14 protein-coding genes and 1 pseudogene are annotated in these 16,376 nt (G+C 38.3%); 9 read left to right on the forward strand and 6 right to left on the reverse strand.

Annotated elements, in window-relative coordinates; genetic code table 11:
• Positions 1 to 222: 222 nt before the first annotated feature.
• Positions 223 to 1,143, reverse strand: a complete 921-nt coding sequence (gene xerD / locus FVQ77_04765; GenBank protein ID MBW8049645.1) for a site-specific tyrosine recombinase XerD — start codon at positions 1,141 to 1,143, stop codon at positions 223 to 225.
• Positions 1,144 to 1,220: 77 nt separating this feature from the next.
• Between xerD and aroQ the strand changes: the two genes are divergently transcribed.
• Complete coding sequence (gene aroQ / locus FVQ77_04770) at positions 1,221 to 1,661, forward strand: type II 3-dehydroquinate dehydratase (protein ID MBW8049646.1); 441 nt, start codon at positions 1,221 to 1,223, stop codon at positions 1,659 to 1,661.
• 337 nt (positions 1,662 to 1,998) lie between these two features.
• The gene (rnhA, locus tag FVQ77_04775) at positions 1,999 to 2,448 is read left to right on the forward strand and encodes a ribonuclease HI (protein MBW8049647.1); all 450 of its coding nucleotides are present in this window, start codon (positions 1,999 to 2,001) and stop codon (positions 2,446 to 2,448) included.
• Between the two features lie 101 nt (positions 2,449 to 2,549).
• Here rnhA and FVQ77_04780 read toward each other — a convergent pair.
• A pseudogene (locus FVQ77_04780) lies at positions 2,550 to 2,776 on the reverse strand (DUF433 domain-containing protein).
• 599 nt (positions 2,777 to 3,375) lie between these two features.
• On the opposite strand from FVQ77_04780, the gene FVQ77_04785 reads away from it, so the two are divergent.
• The 5 genes from FVQ77_04785 (at position 3,376) to FVQ77_04805 (ending at position 11,182) form a co-directional block, all read left to right on the forward strand.
• A complete protein-coding gene (locus FVQ77_04785) occupies positions 3,376 to 3,540 on the forward strand; it encodes a WG repeat-containing protein (protein ID MBW8049648.1) in 165 nt (54 codons plus the stop codon).
• The gene (locus FVQ77_04790) at positions 3,527 to 4,270 is read left to right on the forward strand and encodes a hypothetical protein (GenBank protein ID MBW8049649.1); all 744 of its coding nucleotides are present in this window, start codon (positions 3,527 to 3,529) and stop codon (positions 4,268 to 4,270) included. The genes FVQ77_04785 and FVQ77_04790 overlap by 14 nt, the downstream gene beginning before the upstream one ends.
• A gap of 6 nt (positions 4,271 to 4,276) precedes the next feature.
• Positions 4,277 to 6,025 carry a T9SS type B sorting domain-containing protein gene (locus tag FVQ77_04795; GenBank protein MBW8049650.1) on the forward strand — a complete coding sequence of 583 codons (1,749 nt, stop codon included), beginning with the start codon at positions 4,277 to 4,279 and terminating at the stop codon, positions 6,023 to 6,025.
• Positions 6,026 to 6,665: 640 nt separating this feature from the next.
• Positions 6,666 to 7,199 (forward strand): Uma2 family endonuclease, encoded by a 534-nt coding sequence (locus FVQ77_04800; protein MBW8049651.1) that lies wholly within the window; start codon positions 6,666 to 6,668, stop codon positions 7,197 to 7,199.
• A gap of 2 nt (positions 7,200 to 7,201) precedes the next feature.
• The gene (locus FVQ77_04805) at positions 7,202 to 11,182 is read left to right on the forward strand and encodes a T9SS type A sorting domain-containing protein (GenBank protein MBW8049652.1); all 3,981 of its coding nucleotides are present in this window, start codon (positions 7,202 to 7,204) and stop codon (positions 11,180 to 11,182) included.
• Positions 11,183 to 11,323: 141 nt separating this feature from the next.
• On the opposite strand, the gene FVQ77_04810 is transcribed toward FVQ77_04805, so the two are convergent.
• On the reverse strand, positions 11,324 to 12,664 hold the full coding sequence (locus tag FVQ77_04810; GenBank protein ID MBW8049653.1) for a saccharopine dehydrogenase: 1,341 nt from the start codon (positions 12,662 to 12,664) through the stop codon (positions 11,324 to 11,326).
• Between the two features lie 148 nt (positions 12,665 to 12,812).
• Between FVQ77_04810 and FVQ77_04815 the strand changes: the two genes are divergently transcribed.
• Both FVQ77_04815 and FVQ77_04820 read left to right on the forward strand, forming a co-directional pair.
• Entirely contained in the window at positions 12,813 to 13,310 is a 498-nt protein-coding gene (locus FVQ77_04815; protein MBW8049654.1) for a cytidine deaminase, read from the forward strand.
• A 2-nt stretch (positions 13,311 to 13,312) separates the two neighbouring features.
• Entirely contained in the window at positions 13,313 to 13,954 is a 642-nt protein-coding gene (locus FVQ77_04820) for a phospholipase (protein ID MBW8049655.1), read from the forward strand.
• A 10-nt stretch (positions 13,955 to 13,964) separates the two neighbouring features.
• Here the strand turns inward: FVQ77_04820 and FVQ77_04825 are convergent, their stop codons facing one another.
• Genes FVQ77_04825 through FVQ77_04835 form a run of 3 tightly spaced genes read right to left on the reverse strand, consistent with a single transcriptional unit; the run spans position 13,965 to position 16,308 of the window.
• The gene (locus FVQ77_04825) at positions 13,965 to 14,201 is read right to left on the reverse strand and encodes a CDGSH iron-sulfur domain-containing protein (protein MBW8049656.1); all 237 of its coding nucleotides are present in this window, start codon (positions 14,199 to 14,201) and stop codon (positions 13,965 to 13,967) included.
• 41 nt (positions 14,202 to 14,242) lie between these two features.
• Positions 14,243 to 15,841, reverse strand: a complete 1,599-nt coding sequence (locus FVQ77_04830) for a T9SS type A sorting domain-containing protein (GenBank protein MBW8049657.1) — start codon at positions 15,839 to 15,841, stop codon at positions 14,243 to 14,245.
• Between the two features lie 44 nt (positions 15,842 to 15,885).
• The gene (locus FVQ77_04835; GenBank protein ID MBW8049658.1) at positions 15,886 to 16,308 is read right to left on the reverse strand and encodes an energy transducer TonB; all 423 of its coding nucleotides are present in this window, start codon (positions 16,306 to 16,308) and stop codon (positions 15,886 to 15,888) included.
• Between the last annotated feature and the right edge of the window lie 68 nt (positions 16,309 to 16,376).

Consider the following 16,376-nt stretch of genomic DNA (forward strand, 5'->3'; position numbering starts at 1 on the left):
ACTTTTACGGCAACTAAATTAAGGAAGTATCATAACATTTACATCACTTTTCTTTCTTTTTAATTTAGATTTTTAGGGTATAATTAAATGGGTGAAGGAATGTATGGCTGTATGGTCATAGTCATTGTCTATTGTCTATTGTCTATTGTCTATTGTCTATTGTCTATTGTCTATTGTCTATTGTCTATTGTCTATTGCGGCTAAAGACTGACCACTGCAAAATCAACTCCTCGGATGAAAATCCCTGATCACCTGCCTTAGGTAATCCCTGTCCATGTGGGTATATATTTCAGTAGTAGTAATGGACTCGTGACCAAGCATCTGCTGCACGGCACGCAGGTCAGCTCCGCCTTCTATCAAATGCGTTGCAAAGGAATGACGAAAGGTATGCGGGCTAATATTTTTCCTTACACCTATCCTGTTTGCCAGGTCTTTTATGACAATAAAAACCATCACCCTGGTGAGCTTTGCACCGCGGTTGTTTAAGAATACATGATCTTCAAATCCCTTTTTGATCTCAATATGACATCGTATATCGTTCACGTACATATTTATAAATTTTGTTGCTTCCCTGCCGATTGGCACCAGCCTTTCTTTCTCGCCTTTGCCCAGTATCTTAAGAAATCCAATATCAGAATAAATGTTGCTTAGCCGCAGCTCAATCAATTCGGTTACCCGCAGACCGGAGCTGTAGAGTGTTTCCAGCATAGCCCGGTTACGCGTCCCGGTGGGTGCAGACAGGTCAATGGCGTTGAGTAGTTTTTCAATTTCAGGATAACTTAACGTGTCAGGCAGTTTTCTGCCTAATTTTGGCGCTTCCACCAATGCAGTAGGGTCATCTTTGATAATATCTTCAATGAGCAGGAATTTATAAAATGCCTTTATACCTGATAATATCCTCGCCTGTGTATGTGGTGTAATTCCCAATTTGTTTACCGAAACAAGAAAATTCCTGATGTGTTCAGCAGTGACCCTGACCGGAGAAATATTTATCTTTCCTTTGCCGGTAGAAGGGTTGGATATCTCCAGATAATGCTGTAATTTTACAACGTCCCGGATATAGGCGTCAATCGTATTAAGCGACAGGGAGCGTTCTAATTGGAGGTAAGTTTTAAATTGCTTGATAAGTATGTCCCAGTCCATTTGTAATGCCTAAAATTTAAAATGCCTAAAATACACTAAATTCAAAATGTATCTTCTTAATTTCAAATAAAATTGAAATGAAAATACTAATTATAAATGGACCAAATCTGAATCTTTTAGGAAAAAGAGAAAAAGACATATATGGAACCGAATCTTTTGAGCATTATTTTCAAAAATTAAAAAAAGAATTTCCTGATATTGAACTCCAACATTTCCAGTCAAACGTTGAAGGTGAGCTTATTAACAAAATACAGGAATCCGGTTTTACATACGATGGTATTATTCTTAACGCAGGCGGTTATACCCATACCTCTGTTGCCCTAACAGACGCAGTAGCAGCCCTCAGCACACCGGTTATAGAATTGCATATTTCAAATATATTTACCCGCGAAGAATTCCGCCATAAAAGCCTGCTGAGTAAAAATTGTAAAGGAGTTATTTGCGGTTTAGGCTTGGTGGGGTATAGATTTGCTGTGGAATACTTTTTAATAGAACACCTTATAAGAAAAAATAAATGAGTATCCGTTTTTTTATCAAATTGTTCCAAGTACCAGTGCTTGATTGCATGGATGGATGCATGGATGCATGGATGCATGGATGCATGGATGCATGATTGCATGGATGCATGATTGTAAGGTAGAATAAACTATGGATGAAAAATTATTAAATAGAAACCGTAATATAAATGGAAATCAAATTATCAATAACACGTCATGCAACCATGCATCCATGCAATCATGGTCAAGTAATGTTTTTGGTACCCGCCTGCCATGTTAAAGCCGAGTGGGTGGCGGGCAGGTAAGAAAGCGGACAGTCATTTTAAAATATCACAATAAAGAAAGAAAGAAAGAAAGTATGATCACAATATATACAGATGGCGCTTCAAAAGGCAATCCGGGCCCGGGGGGATATGGCGTTGTGTTAAAACATAAAGAACACAGGAAAGAATTAACAGCCGGTTACAGGAAAACCACCAATAATCGGATGGAATTGCTTGCTGTGATCGCAGGGCTTGAGGCAATTAAAAAAGAACATCAGGATGTCACTATTTATACCGATTCAAAATATGTAGCGGATGCAGTTGAAAAAAAATGGGTCTGGAACTGGCTAAAAAAAGGATTTAAAAAGAAAAAAAATGAAGACCTTTGGAGACAATTTCTTGATGTTTATCAGAAACACAACGTAAAATTTCACTGGATAAAAGGGCATGCGGGATATGCTGAAAACGAGCGTTGTGACCGGTTGGCTGTTGAAAGTGCTGAAGGGAACAATTTATTGGTGGATGAGGGCTATGAAAATAGTTGAGAGCATAAATGCATGCTGTCAAACAATCATGCAATCATCCCGAGAGCTAAAACTCTTTAATTCTGAAACTACAGGAGAAAGCGCATTGTCTATTAGAAACTTCATCCAGCTTTCGTTAGTGGTAGTTCTTTTTCCCGTACTGTTTCAGCCGCAAAGTTTAATGCTTCTGCAATGTCCCCTTTTTCAAGGTCGGGATAGTACTCAGTATTTTTTCAGTGGTCATTCCTTGCGCAATCATAGTAATAATTGTCGCAACCGGTATCCTAAAGTTTCGAATACAGGGTTCCCCGTTCATTTGGTTCGGGTCTATTATTATTCTGTCAAACATTTTTGTATTTTTTTGGTCTGCAAGTTAAGAATTTTTCATCAATCTCTACACACGATAATTTTTGCTGGCTATTTCCCATAACGGTAAGTATAAAGTTAGTAGGGAGTTTTGAAAACGTATGTTTCTCCCCACTGCAAAGATAAGAAATGGGCACAACTGCCCCTGCGTACTCGTCTGCCCTATTAAATTTATACAATGTTGTAAGTAGTGGCGGGCTAACTCTACTGTCTGTTTTACCTGAATTTATTACTCTCTACGGAGCGGAATGTAGATTTAGTTTTTGCGGGAAGGGGAAGCGACCGGAATTTCTCTTTGCGGAAGGGCTTGCATTTGCTTTTGGCATTTTGGGCTGGGCGGTGGCATTGAGCGAATGCCAAATGTATATGCAAGCGAAGCATGGGCTGGTACTCTGATGACCCTTTTACTTAATCTATCGGGTCTCGTTGTGGTGCAATAGGGTCGCAATGCTCTGCAGTCGGGGTTATATGGCAATCTGCGGCAATGTGAATTTAATCTTTTTCCTATTCAGTTATATTTTGAACCAAGGGGTAATAATTTACGTATACATTTGCTGAAAATACCTCTAGGCAGTAGGCTTTATCAATCAAGAAGGGGATATAGTAATCCCTGTGGAATATGATGATGCCTTTTGGTTTCATAACGGAATAGCAAAGATAAGAAAGGGAGAAAAAGGGTTTTATATGGATAAAAATGGGAAATGGGTAAAAGACGAGAAAAAAAGAAAAAAAGATGAATACAGATAAGCATAAACGATTTGTTAAGCTGGCAATTTCAGTATTCCTAACTAGCATAATTGATCCTGTAGATTTCTGTAAAGCCCAACTAGGAGAATGGACTTGGATGCATGGAGACAGCACTCTTAACCAAGCCGGTGTATATGGCACCAAGGGTGTATCCAGCCCTTCTAATAAACCTGGTGCTCGTTACGGACCTTCTGCATGGACAGATCCCTCAGGCAATTTCTGGCTCTTTGGGGGTGTTATAAATGGACCAGATCCATTAAATGACCTTTGGAAATACGATATTACCACCAATGAATGGACCTGGATGGATGGGGATAACATTTCTGCACAACCCGGTATATATGGCACTCAAGGTATTCCTTCTTCAACTAATAAGCCGGGGGCAAGAGGGTGGGGATGTTTAACATGGGTGGATTTAATAGGTAATCTTTGGTTATTTGGGGGGTACGGTTATGATGCAGTAGGAACATTAGGTTCCCTAGGTGATCTTTGGAAATTCAATCCTTCAACTAATGAATGGACCTGGATGAAAGGACCCCAACTTGCTTCCCAGCCGGGCAACTACGGTACCCAGGGAATTCCCTCCACAACAAATACCCCCCCTGCACGAAGTGAAACTACAGCTTCGTGGGTAGATGATTTAGGTAACCTATGGCTTTTTGGGGGATATGTCTCTGGTACTGGTTATTTTAGCGATCTATGGAAATATAATCCATTAACTAATGAATGAGCTTGGATGAGCGGATATAGTATTGTTGATCAGCCGGGTGTTTATGGCATTCAAGGTGTTCCCTCTCCTGCTAATAAACCTGGTGCAAGAATGGTTTTTGCACATTGGAAAGATCTTTCCGGCAATTTTTGGCTTTTTGGAGGGGGTGGATATGATGAATTTGGAGCTATAGGTGGCCTCAACGATCTTTGGAAGTATGATCTTACTTCAAATGTATGGACATGGATAAATGGAAATAATTTTGTTAGCGGGTCGGGTATTTATGGTGCAAAATGCGTTGCATCAGTCTCCAATATTCCGAGAGTAAGAAATGAAACCCGAGCTTGTTGGACAGATGCCTGTGGGAATTTTTGGCTTTTTGGTGGATTTAGATTTGTTGGGATCAATTATAATGATCTATGGCATTATAATCATTTAACCAACGAATGGTTGTGGGTAAGTGGCGATAGCATATACAATCAACCTGGCGTTTATGGTACTCAAGGGGCTTCAAGTCCTTCCAATAAACCTGGAGCCAGAAGTGGAACAGTAAGCTGGATGGATAATTCTGGGAATCTATGGTTATTTGGTGGGTATGGTTCCCCTAATTTCTACAATGACTTATGGAAATACGTTCCCGATCCGAATTGTGCCGGTGCATCGCCGTTAGTTGCAGCAGCCAGCCCCGACACCAGTATTTGTTTAGGAGATAGTGTCCAGCTTAACGCAAGTGGAGGTATTAATTACAACTGGAACCCTTCAACAGGATTAAGTGATTCAACGGTTTCTAATCCTTTAGCAAGTCCAGACACTACTACTACTTATTTTGTTACAGTTTCAACTGATATCTGCTCCGCAATGGATTCTATTACTATTAATGTCTATTCGGATCCCATAATTAGCATTTCAGGAGATACCGGCATCTGTGAAGGAGACAACACGACCTTAACGGCAAGTGGAGGCACTGCTTATCTTTGGAATACCGGGGATACAACAGCTTCTATAACAGTTAATCCAACTGATACAACAAACTATAAGGTAACTGTTTTCAACGGGTCCTGTTTTGCAACAGATTCTATTATGGTGGCCGTTCAAACATCGTCGCTAAACATTGTAAATATTGAAATTTGCACCGGAGACAGTACATTTGCTGGTGGCAGCTACCAAACTACATCAGGAACCTATTTTGACACATTAAATGTTTCGGGTGAATGCGATAGTGTTTTGATCACTCAGCTAAACGTAAATTCACTGCCGCAAGTTGATGCGGGAACAAATATTACTATTAATGCTGATTCATGTGTTGCATTAAGTGCTTCTGCAGGTGTAATTTATATTTGGACTCCCCCAATAGGCCTTAGTTGTACAGATTGTCAGAATCCTCTTGGATGTCCGGGTCAAACCACTACCTATTATCTGACAATTATTGACGCTAACGGATGCATTGGTAATGATGATGTTACAATAACTGTTACTCCCAAGCAGGTTATTCCCTGCAGTGAGAAAATCTTTGTTCCTGATATTTTTTCACCAAACCATGATGGTCAAAACGATGTTTTACAAGTTATAGGAAAGGGCTTCAACGTAGTTATATTTATGATCTATAATCGATGGGGCGAACGAGTTTTTATAACAGAAAATAAAAGTTATGGATGGGATGGAACTTATAAAGGAGAAATGATGAGCCCTGCAGTATTTGTTTATTATTTGGAAGTAACCTGTACTGATACGGGTGAAAAATTTACTACGAAAGGAGATATTACATTGGTCCGATAATTCTAAAAAGTTGTTGAGAAAAAGTAAAATTGTTAATGATTGGCAAAGCAAGCTCTCGCAGCACATAAGAATTGAATCTCAAATGTTTCTGAGAAAACATTAATTGAATGATTTGAGGAATATTATTGCAGCAGTGTGCTTATGTGCGGCATGTGCTTGCGTGTGGAGGCTATTCCGTAAGGCGCGGGGGCAAAAAAACTAAATCGGGAAGTATCCACATCGTTGTCTACGAAGCGAAGAAGTCCTACCGTAGTCCTGTTCTGCCTTTCAGGGAGTTACGGTCTTGTCAATCGCTACTGAACTTTCAGGGTGCTGGTCAACCGTTTTATTAAAGTCCTTGTAACCTTACTTACTTTTCAGGCTGTTACCTACTTTTCCAGTCGTACTGAATTGTCCGTCTGGTTTTTATTTTACTACAAAACTTTCTGCCCGCCATTACTTACAACTACCATATAGGCACAGGTTTGTTGTCGTTATCTTGAAAAATTTGCAAGATTGAAACATTTTTTATGTTTTTATTTTCTACAGCCAAATATATTACATTTTTATAATGTTTGTTAATTAAATTAAATATTCATAACTTGTATTTTTTTGAATAAACTTTATTAATTTTGATACTTTTAATTACTCCCAAATCTACATGGAAGAAACTTTAACATACCAAAAAATTTATACCTTTGAGGATTTGAGTTGTTTACCAGACGAAAATTATGAGATCATTAATGGAAAAAGAGTAGATATTTCACCAACAGGATTTATACATGGAAAATTTGAATTTAACATTGCCCAGGTCTTAAAAGATCGTCTGGAGAATAAAGGATATGTTGCGGTTGGGGAAATTGGCATTGTTATTCGTAAAAAACCTTTTAGACTCAGAGCTGCTGATGTGGTATATATTAGTAAAAAAACTTCGCCACAGGAACCCGAAGGGATACTTCAAATAGCTCCTGATCTCATCATTGAGATCCTGTCTAAAGATGATACAACTGAGAAAATGAACAATAAAATCAAGGATTACCTTTCAATAGGCGTAGAAAGCATTGTAGTTGTTGACCCTGCTGCTGAATCGATATCAATATACCATCAAAAGAAAAAAGAAATAGAATCCTACAGTTTTGATGAAGAATTTGAACTTTACCAGGGAATAAAAATTATTATGAATCAAATTTTATAACTATGAAAACAAAAATTTTAACATCCGCAACTCTGTTCGTTACAGCGTTCCATGTTTATGGTTCATCCCTGATTTTTCAGGATAACGATAAATCATCAGAAGTAAGGTACATCAATGAAATCAAATGGCAGCCAGATGCTTCTTATCAAAAAACATTGAGAAATTCAGTAGCATGGCAGAACTTTCTGCAAAAAAATGGCCCGTGGCAGGTAATTTTCAACGAACAAAATGCAAAGCCGCACCGTGCTTTTGGGTCGCCAATCCAGGTTTCAGGCTCAGATGCTTCTGACAAAGCGCTGAATTTTATCAATAACGAACTTACTGATTTTAATATCCCTTTGAATGAACTGCAATTAGTAAATGCATTTGCCAGTGATCATTTCCAATATATCAATTTTACACAATATCACCAAGGACTACAGATATTAAACAGCCGCCTTACAATAAAGATGACCTTAGATAATAAGGTAATACTTTGGGGCGCTGATGTGTTTGACAATATCGCTATCAATATAAATCCTTCAATAACCGCTAGCGCTGCCAAAGCAAGCGCTGAACAGGATCTGCAAGCTACTGTCAAGAGCAGCCTGGTAAAACCAGACCTATTTATCTTACCTGTACCACAGGGTAAAAGTAATATTTTCAAATTGATTTATGAAGTAAATGTTGAAGCTGTAGATAATGACGGGCTGCCTGCCAAATTTTATACATTAGTTGATGCACACAATGGAGAAGTACTTTATAGAGAAAATCAAGTGAAGACGGAAAAGCCCCGCCAGTTGGCGGGGCAAAGCACAGAACATAAAGAGCAGAGTTTAAAGCAGAACGCTATGCCCCGCCAACTGGCGGGGCCATGCGCTATGCGCTATGCGCAAACTGCAAATACGGATGTTTATCTTACAAGTAATCTTTACGCAACAAACCCTAAGAATCCCGCTACTGTGGAACCGCTGACTTATCTTAAGATCGTTGCAGGTGCAACAAATTATTACACGGATACGGCAGGTTACGTTGGCATGCCTTTTACTTCTCCGACTTCTGCTGCGCTCAGCCTTGAAGGAAGCTGGTGTAAAGTTCAAACAAGCAATGTCGTCCCCTCCTTCACAACAACTTTAAACCCGGGGGTTAACAACCTTTCTTTTGATACCGATGCAAACATCACCGAAAGAACTGCCTATTATCATGTGAATATTATCCATGACCAAATGAAATCATATTTCCCGGCTTTTACCGGTTTAGACTGGCAAATGGAGACAAATGTTGATTTAACTTCGAGTAGTTGTAATGCTTTCTATAGCGGAACTTCTATAAATTTTTATGCTGCCGGAGGCGGCTGTAATTCCATAGGGCAGGTAGGTGATGTTGTTTATCACGAATATGGCCATGGCATAAACAGTTATTATTATTCATCCTTTGGCCAATCGTTTAATAATGGAGCAATGGGTGAAGGAAATGCCGATATCTGGGGTATGAGCATTACACTAAGTCCGATATTAGGGAGTGGTTTTTATACTGCTAATACTGATGGAATCAGGAGGTATGATATTAACCCGAAAGTTTATCCCCAGGATATTGTAGGTGAAGTGCATGCTGATGGTGAAATCATTGCAGGCGCGTGGTGGGACACCTACCTGAATTTAGGCGACATGAACCAGATGATGGCCCTTTTTTCGGAAACCTATAATGGGTTTGCTGCCACAGCCGCTAACGGCCAGGAAGGACAGGCATTTTATGATGTTTTGATCGATGCACTGCAGGCAGATGATGTGCCTGCCAATGGCGGAGACAATGATATTACCAACGGAACTCCAAACTGTACTGCAATAGGTGGTGCATTTGCCTTGCATGGAATTAGCTTATTAAGTAATGTCATACTAACTCATAATGAAGTACTAAGCTCCACTGCAGGCAATCCAGTCACTATTGATGCTGTAATAACCTTTGGTAATCCCTGGGCATTCAATGCGGCAAAAGTATTTTATAAAATTGACAATGATACTGCATGGAATTCATTATCTATGACAAATACTGGCGGCAATAATTATACGGTTGATATTCCTGCGCAGCCATGTGGAACGATCATAGCTTATTATTTGGCCATTGAAGGTATCTGTGGAAATGTCGCAACGATCATACCGGGTAAGGCAGCGAACCCTGATCCTAATATCCCGTTTTTTATCCTGGTTGGATATAACGTGGTTGCCACCGAAGATTTTGATTTTGCTACAATGGGCGTATGGACAACAGGAGTTGCGGGTGATAATGCAACAACAGGACTGTGGATCATTGATATACCTGTAGGATCAACATCGTCTTCCGGCAGCCTAGTCCAAACCGATGCGCAGCATACCCCTGGTGGTCAAAATTGTGCTGTAACCGGTAATGCCCCTTCCCCAACATCAGGCATAGGTACTAATGATATTGATGGCGGACATACCACATTAGAGACGCCTGTGCTGGATCTTTCTTCTTATAATGACCCTGTTGTGACCTATTACCGCTGGTACATCAACGACCCGCCAGGAGGTGCCAATCCGGCTAATGACTGGTGGGAAGTAAGGATATCAAACGATGGGGTTAATTGGTTTAACGTAGAGGGGACTAAAGTATCTGATGGAAGCTGGAGGCGGTTTGCTTTTAGGGTGAATGATTATATTACTCCTACATCAACTACACAAATCAGATTCATCGCTTCTGATAGCGCTAATAATACCAATTTGCCATTTAACGGTGGCAGCCTGGTAGAAGCTGCTTTAGATGATATTCAGATCTGGGAGGTAATGCCGATTAATCTGATCACTTTTTCTACAAATGCAACTTGTGGAAATTCGGATGGAACTGCTAATGTAGTTGTTAGCGGTGGTACTCCGGGTTATACTTATTCCTGGTCACCAACCGGTGGCACAAACGACACTGCTACGGGCTTAGCTGCGGGTATTTATACTGTAATAGTTACTGATGCAAACGGATGTGTTGACAGTATAAATGTGACCGTAAATAATGTAGGTGCGCCAAGTTTGATTACAACTAAAACAGATATAAGCTGCAACGGATTATGTGATGGTGATGCAACAGCTAATGTTTCAGGGGGTACTTCTCCTTATACTTATTCCTGGTCACCGGCAGGCGGCACAGATTCTACGGCATCTAATCTTTGTGCAGGTATCTTTACGGTAACAGTAACTGATGACAGCAATTGTATAGCCACCGTTAACGTTACGATTACCCAACCAGTAGCCATCAGCATTGGGCCGGAAGTTTCTACCGATCTTAGCTGTTTTGGCTCTAACGATGGAACCATTACAATAACAGCATCCGGTGGAACTGCTACATTAAATTATTCCATAGATAGCGGAGCTACCTTCACAAATACTACCGGTAATTTTACAAGCTTGACTACAGGAACATATAATGTAATGGTTCAGGATGCAAATAATTGTACACAACCCGGTAGTACCTTAACTATTACCGAACCAACAGCTATCACTGCACCCCCAATTTCATTCACAGACGATACCAATAGCAGTGGTGTTGGTACTGCAACAATTTTTGTAAGTGGCGGTACACCTTCTTATACTTACTCATGGGCACCTTTTGGAGGCACCGACTCTATTGCGACAGGATTAACAGCCGGGATTTATACTGTTACAGTGATTGATAATAATGGATGTATACTTCTGGATACTGTTATCGTTGACAACATTACGGGTATAAGTCAATCAACAACTACCGGGTATAATATCAGGCTTTATCCTAACCCCACTACCGGGAAGTTTATTTTACAATTTGGGAAGTATCCCAAAAATCTGGTTATTACTGTACTTAATCTATTAGGAGAGGTGATCACTAAGATAGAAAACGAAAACCCCACCTTCTATAATAAGTTTGAAATTGATCTTTCATCAGAAGCAAACGGGCTTTACTTTATAAAAATACAGACTGCTACCAGGATTATTACCAGGAAGATTATCCTTGATCGTTAACCCGTAACCAATGAATTAAAAAACTCCGCACATAAATTCCGGATAAAATTAAAAAATAAAAATAATATATCAAAAAATTTGGTCTAATAGACAAAAGTTGGTGCTTAAAAACTCCTGTAATTATTAACTATAAAAACATTACTAAACCTCCAAACTCTGCGCCATCTCCTCTTCAACAAAATTAATCCCCATACCTTCTAATTCATCTAACACCGGCTCATAAATTTCTTTTACGGTAGGAATCTGAACTCCTGTTAAGGCGATTTTTCCTGTTAAGATCAATTTGGCAGCAATACCAAGCGGCAAACCAACTGTTTTTGCCATTGCTGTTTGAACAGTATCGTCACCAATCGTTACCATGGAAGATATAAGTGTTTTTTTGTTTCCATTAAGCTCATATTCAAACTGGTGCTGCATTACGATCATATCTTTATCCTGTTGATCCATTTGCCATTTTTGTTCTAATAAATGTTGTAAAATCCTTGCCGGAGAAACATTGGATAACCCTATTTTCTTTTTGTCAAACAACCCTAACCATATTAGTTTCTTCATTTCTTCAGATCCCTCATCAATACGTAAATATTTGCACAACTTTTTTTCTACTGAAATATCGGTTGCATAGGCTAAAAAGGTATTAAGAAGGTCTCTGTAAGTCATTTGCTCAGAATTTTCCAACGTAATGCTGTCATCTGTCAGTCCAATCTGCACCAGTAATTTCCATGCATTACAAAAGCCAGGTCTCCGTAACGTACCCCTGAATATAGTTTGAATATCCTCTAAATCATACTTATCTCTGTATCTGAGAGAATCACGGTTTGGATAAGCTTCGAAATCTCCATAATTCAACACAGAGACCTTTTCAATGCGTGAAAATATCCTGTGGGTAGGAACATATTTATACATACCATTTTTTTTATATTTAACAGTTTGCTGACCTGCCAGCACAACATTTCTCGGGTTCCATGTAAATTTATAATGCCACGGATTATTATCAAATTCAGGGGCAATAAGTCCACCCGTAAAAGATTTAAAAAGTGTTAATACACCACCGTCTTCTTTGATCTTATCAATTACCTTTTTGGCAGACATATGATCAATTCCAGGGTCAACCCCCATTTCCATTAGTATGATATTACCATTTTTTTTAGCAACAGCATCAAGTTCCCTTATCTCTGTGGTTACATACGAAGCTGTAATCATATTTTTTCTAAATTCAACACAATCAGATGCTACAAGATGATGAAATCTTACAGGAAGCATGGAAATAACAATATCAGCATTTTGAATTTCATTTTTTCTTTGCACTTCATTTAATACATCAAAAGTGATAGCCGTGCCGCACTTCTGAAGTTTTCTCTTCGCTTTTTCTATTGTTCTGCTGGCTACAGTAATCCGCCAATCAAATTCCATTGATTTGTTTAGCAGGTATTGTATCAACGTAGAAGCAGATCGACCTGCTCCGAGTATAAGAATATTTTTCATTAGTAAATCCGAATTGTATTCGGATATTTTAATAGTTGAATTTATTAAGGGACAAAATTAAATAAATACATTAGCATTCATTCGTATATTAGCATTTTTTTATTAACATTATTAGCAACAAAATATTCGTATCCAATCAATGATAAACATGGCAACAAAATTAGAATTTAAAACAGAATTAAGAGTTTTTGAAAATGGATCTGACCTGGGAAAGCAGGAATATGACCTTTTACAGGAAGCCAGGAAAGCTACCGATAGAGCTTATGCGCCTTACTCAAAGTTGAATGTTGGTGCAGCAATCTTATTGGATGATGATACGATCGTAACAGGAACGAACCAGGAAAATGCTGCCTATCCCTCCGGGCTTTGTGCGGAAAGGGTTGCGATCTTTGCTGCCAGCGCTAATTATCCTGATAAAGTGATTAAGATGGTTGCTGTTGCTGCAAAGAAACACCCCTCTCCCGGGGGGAAATCAGAATCTGCTCAATTTTTACCTGCTGCTCCTTGCGGAGCCTGCAGGCAAGTGTTGTTAGAATATGAGATCAAACAAGGTACTTCGATCAAGATCATTATAGGTGGTGAGAAAGGCAAGATATACATTTCAGAATCTGTAAAAATGCTTTTGCCATTTCATTTCACCTTGTGAAAATGGGAGACAATTATATTTCCGTTAAAAAAACAGCAAGGTATTTTACCCTTGGAAAGCTTACTGACAAAACAGAAAACATCTGGTTTGTATGTCATGGCTACGGACAACTGGCAAATTATTTTATTCAAAACTTCCAGGTGTTGGATAACGAAAAGAATTATGTAATTGCTCCTGAAGGACTACACAGGTTTTATAAAAGTGGCATGTTGGGGAGAGTTGGAGCAACATGGATGACAAGCGAAGACCGGCTGAACGACATCAAAGATTATGTCAATTACCTCAATCAACTCTATTTTGAATTGCTTCAGGATATCAACACAGAAAAGATAACTATAAATATTCTGGGATTCTCTCAGGGAGCTGCCACCGTTTGCCGCTGGATTGCAGATAGAAAGATAAGGTTTGACAAGTTTATCCTCTGGGCAGGTATATTCCCTCCAGACCTTGATTTTAAAATAAACAGAGACATTTTACAAAAAGCAAAAATTCACCTTGTCTATGGTGACCAGGATGAGTTCTTTAAGAAAGAAACACTCGACATCTATCTCTCGGAATTAAAGAAAAACAATATTACTGCTGAAATCATCAGATTTAAAGGAGGGCATGAGATTACCGATCAAGCCCTGAAGAAGATTTTTTGAAAATAAAAAATTATAAGTCTTTATGACTACCGTCACAATAAGGCTTATTCCCTGAATGCTTGCAACCACACCAGGCAACTTTCTTAGCTTCTGTAATTTCTACCCTAATCGGCCTGATATCGGTCTCTGAATGGGAACCATCGCAAAAGGGTTGGTTATTGCTTCTGCCGCACTGGCACCAGGCATAACTTCCCGGTTCCATGTCCATAACATAGGGGCTTTGTTGAGCTATTTTGGGGTTTTCCATGATTGAAATATTTTATAAGTTAATCTGATTTACTATGATGTTTATTGTTTAATTATTTTTGTATATGTAATTGTATTACCATTATTTATTCGAAGATAATAAAATCCTTCATCTAAAAATGACAGATCAATTTTCTTATCAATATAAGAGTATTGATTTTTTAAAACCATCCTCCCTGATAAGTCAAATATTGCAAAAAATAGTTCCTCGTTATCTTTATTTATTATCAAATATTCTCTTACAGGATTAGGAAAAACAGAAATATCATAGAGGTTACTATTTTCACTTATACCTGATGGATTCCTGGTAAACTTATAGATCGTACCATTTGCCGGGCTACCATTTGTAGTTGAATTCGCAGAATTAACTATGACAGGATTATTGGGGTCACCACTCAAATAAATAAATTCCGGAGAAACATTATTTTTTAAACCCACAGCAGGCCCTGTTGCGCCGCCAAATGAAACAGAAGAAATTGAATTAGCTCCAATATGAATTTCAATATCATTGGTGCCTTCAAAGAGCCATAACTGTACATTGACAGAATCATCTGCGGTACAAACCGAATCGTATTCATTAAAAAATCCTGCATTTTTCCATTCTATTTTTAAAATTTGGCTGCCGGGAGTGCCTGATAATTGATAGGAGATGGGTGAAGCAGATAAAGTGTTTTGTATTTCAGTTACCGAATTTTGCCTTGTTGATTTCTGAACAATAATTTGATCAAAGGGATTATTTAAGCTTTTTAATGCTATATTATCAATAGAAGCTATATTTGACTTAGCTGAATTATAAGATAATACTTTAGAAAGGGCTGCTGTACAACCTGTTGGATTAGTAACTTCAATCTGGTAATATAAGCTATCACTCGGAGGAGGTGCAAGGTCTGTATAAGTACTAACGAAACTTGATATAGAGTCAATCAAAATCAAATTTGAAGGAGAAGCACCCCTCCAAATTCTAACATAATTATATGAAAATCCTTCGTAATTATCCCATATCAAATTTACACTTGGAGGAGGGATGCCATAATTTAATACTAAATGAATGGTTTTATGCGCAATGCTTTTTGCAGATACATTGCCGCATTGATAAATGGTAGAGATTTTGTACCTGTCAGATTTTATAAAAGGATTAGATGTAATATCAATAAATATACTCAAACTATCATTAAGTACATTTCCAACTGAGTCATAAATACCGGATACGCCCGATTCCTTATAAATAATGTATGATGCGGCACCGGTAATTGTTTTCTCCCAAACGATTAAATTTTTAACTGTAGCATTATCAAAAGTTACCAAACAAATTTCAGGTACATTTTGGCTAACAATAATATTTCTATCAGTAAGGTTGGCAGAAAAGACATCAATGATGAAGTTGTTTAAAGAATCAAACATTATCCATCCATCCCCCACATTCAATGAATTAAATAGCTGGTCAAAGTAATCAAAATTAAATCCAATCGGGATATTATATACTGGGTTATCCCAAATAACAGTATCATTCAGTGAAGTTGAACCGGTCAGGTCTGAATAAGCTCCGCTTGTTTTACTGAAGGTATAGGATTGAGCATTACAATAAATTGAAAAGCTCAAATAACTCAAAAAAATCAAAAATTGGATGATTGTCTTTTTCATTTTCAATAAATTTAAACTCTTTACAAGTGTAATTAGTGGTTTGTTCACTCATTAGCATATTTATCTACAAACGGAAATTCAAGGGGCAGCGTCATTTTAACCCTTTTTGGCTCCTCATTTTCTTTGCCTGGTATCCAGAGAGGCATCAATTTTATCACTCTTCTAACTTCTTCATCACAACCATAGCCTATACCCTGTAGGATTTGAATATTTGATAAACTCCCATTTTTTTCAATGATAAACGCAACAAAAACATTCCCTTTTACCTTATTCTCTAATGCCTTAGCCGGGTACTGAATATTATTTTTAATGAACTTATACATTTTTTTCATGCCCCCGGGAAAATCCGGGGGGTGCTCTACTTTGGTGTAAACAGTAGTATCCTTCCACGCCAAAACGCCAACGGGGTAAGCATGATCATTTGCACAAAATATTATTGCTATGAATAGAAACAGATTTTTAATCATGATCTTTGTATATAATTAATTTTGCCTATTCTCAATCTTGTTACTCGTGGATTATATAATATACAGTT

Source organism: Cytophagales bacterium (genome assembly GCA_019456305.1).
In the GTDB taxonomy this organism is placed as follows: Bacteria; Bacteroidota; Bacteroidia; order Cytophagales; family VRUD01; genus VRUD01.

What these genes read in the sequence shown, in the direction of transcription:
- FVQ77_04830 (MBW8049657.1), bottom strand. Translation starts at nt 15,841, where the DNA reads ATGAAAAAGACAATCATCCAATTTTTGATTTTTTTGAGTTATTTGAGC.
- FVQ77_04805 (MBW8049652.1), top strand. Translation starts at nt 7,202, where the DNA reads ATGAAAACAAAAATTTTAACATCCGCAACTCTGTTCGTTACAGCGTTC.
- FVQ77_04790 (MBW8049649.1), top strand. Translation starts at nt 3,527, where the DNA reads ATGAATACAGATAAGCATAAACGATTTGTTAAGCTGGCAATTTCAGTA.
- FVQ77_04820 (MBW8049655.1), top strand. Translation starts at nt 13,313, where the DNA reads ATGGGAGACAATTATATTTCCGTTAAAAAAACAGCAAGGTATTTTACC.
- FVQ77_04815 (MBW8049654.1), top strand. Translation starts at nt 12,813, where the DNA reads ATGGCAACAAAATTAGAATTTAAAACAGAATTAAGAGTTTTTGAAAAT.
- FVQ77_04800 (MBW8049651.1), top strand. Translation starts at nt 6,666, where the DNA reads ATGGAAGAAACTTTAACATACCAAAAAATTTATACCTTTGAGGATTTG.
- aroQ (MBW8049646.1), top strand. Translation starts at nt 1,221, where the DNA reads ATGAAAATACTAATTATAAATGGACCAAATCTGAATCTTTTAGGAAAA.
- FVQ77_04825 (MBW8049656.1), bottom strand. Translation starts at nt 14,201, where the DNA reads ATGGAAAACCCCAAAATAGCTCAACAAAGCCCCTATGTTATGGACATG.
- rnhA (MBW8049647.1), top strand. Translation starts at nt 1,999, where the DNA reads ATGATCACAATATATACAGATGGCGCTTCAAAAGGCAATCCGGGCCCG.
- FVQ77_04795 (MBW8049650.1), top strand. Translation starts at nt 4,277, where the DNA reads ATGAGCGGATATAGTATTGTTGATCAGCCGGGTGTTTATGGCATTCAA.
- FVQ77_04810 (MBW8049653.1), bottom strand. Translation starts at nt 12,664, where the DNA reads ATGAAAAATATTCTTATACTCGGAGCAGGTCGATCTGCTTCTACGTTG.
- xerD (MBW8049645.1), bottom strand. Translation starts at nt 1,143, where the DNA reads ATGGACTGGGACATACTTATCAAGCAATTTAAAACTTACCTCCAATTA.
- FVQ77_04835 (MBW8049658.1), bottom strand. Translation starts at nt 16,308, where the DNA reads ATGATTAAAAATCTGTTTCTATTCATAGCAATAATATTTTGTGCAAAT.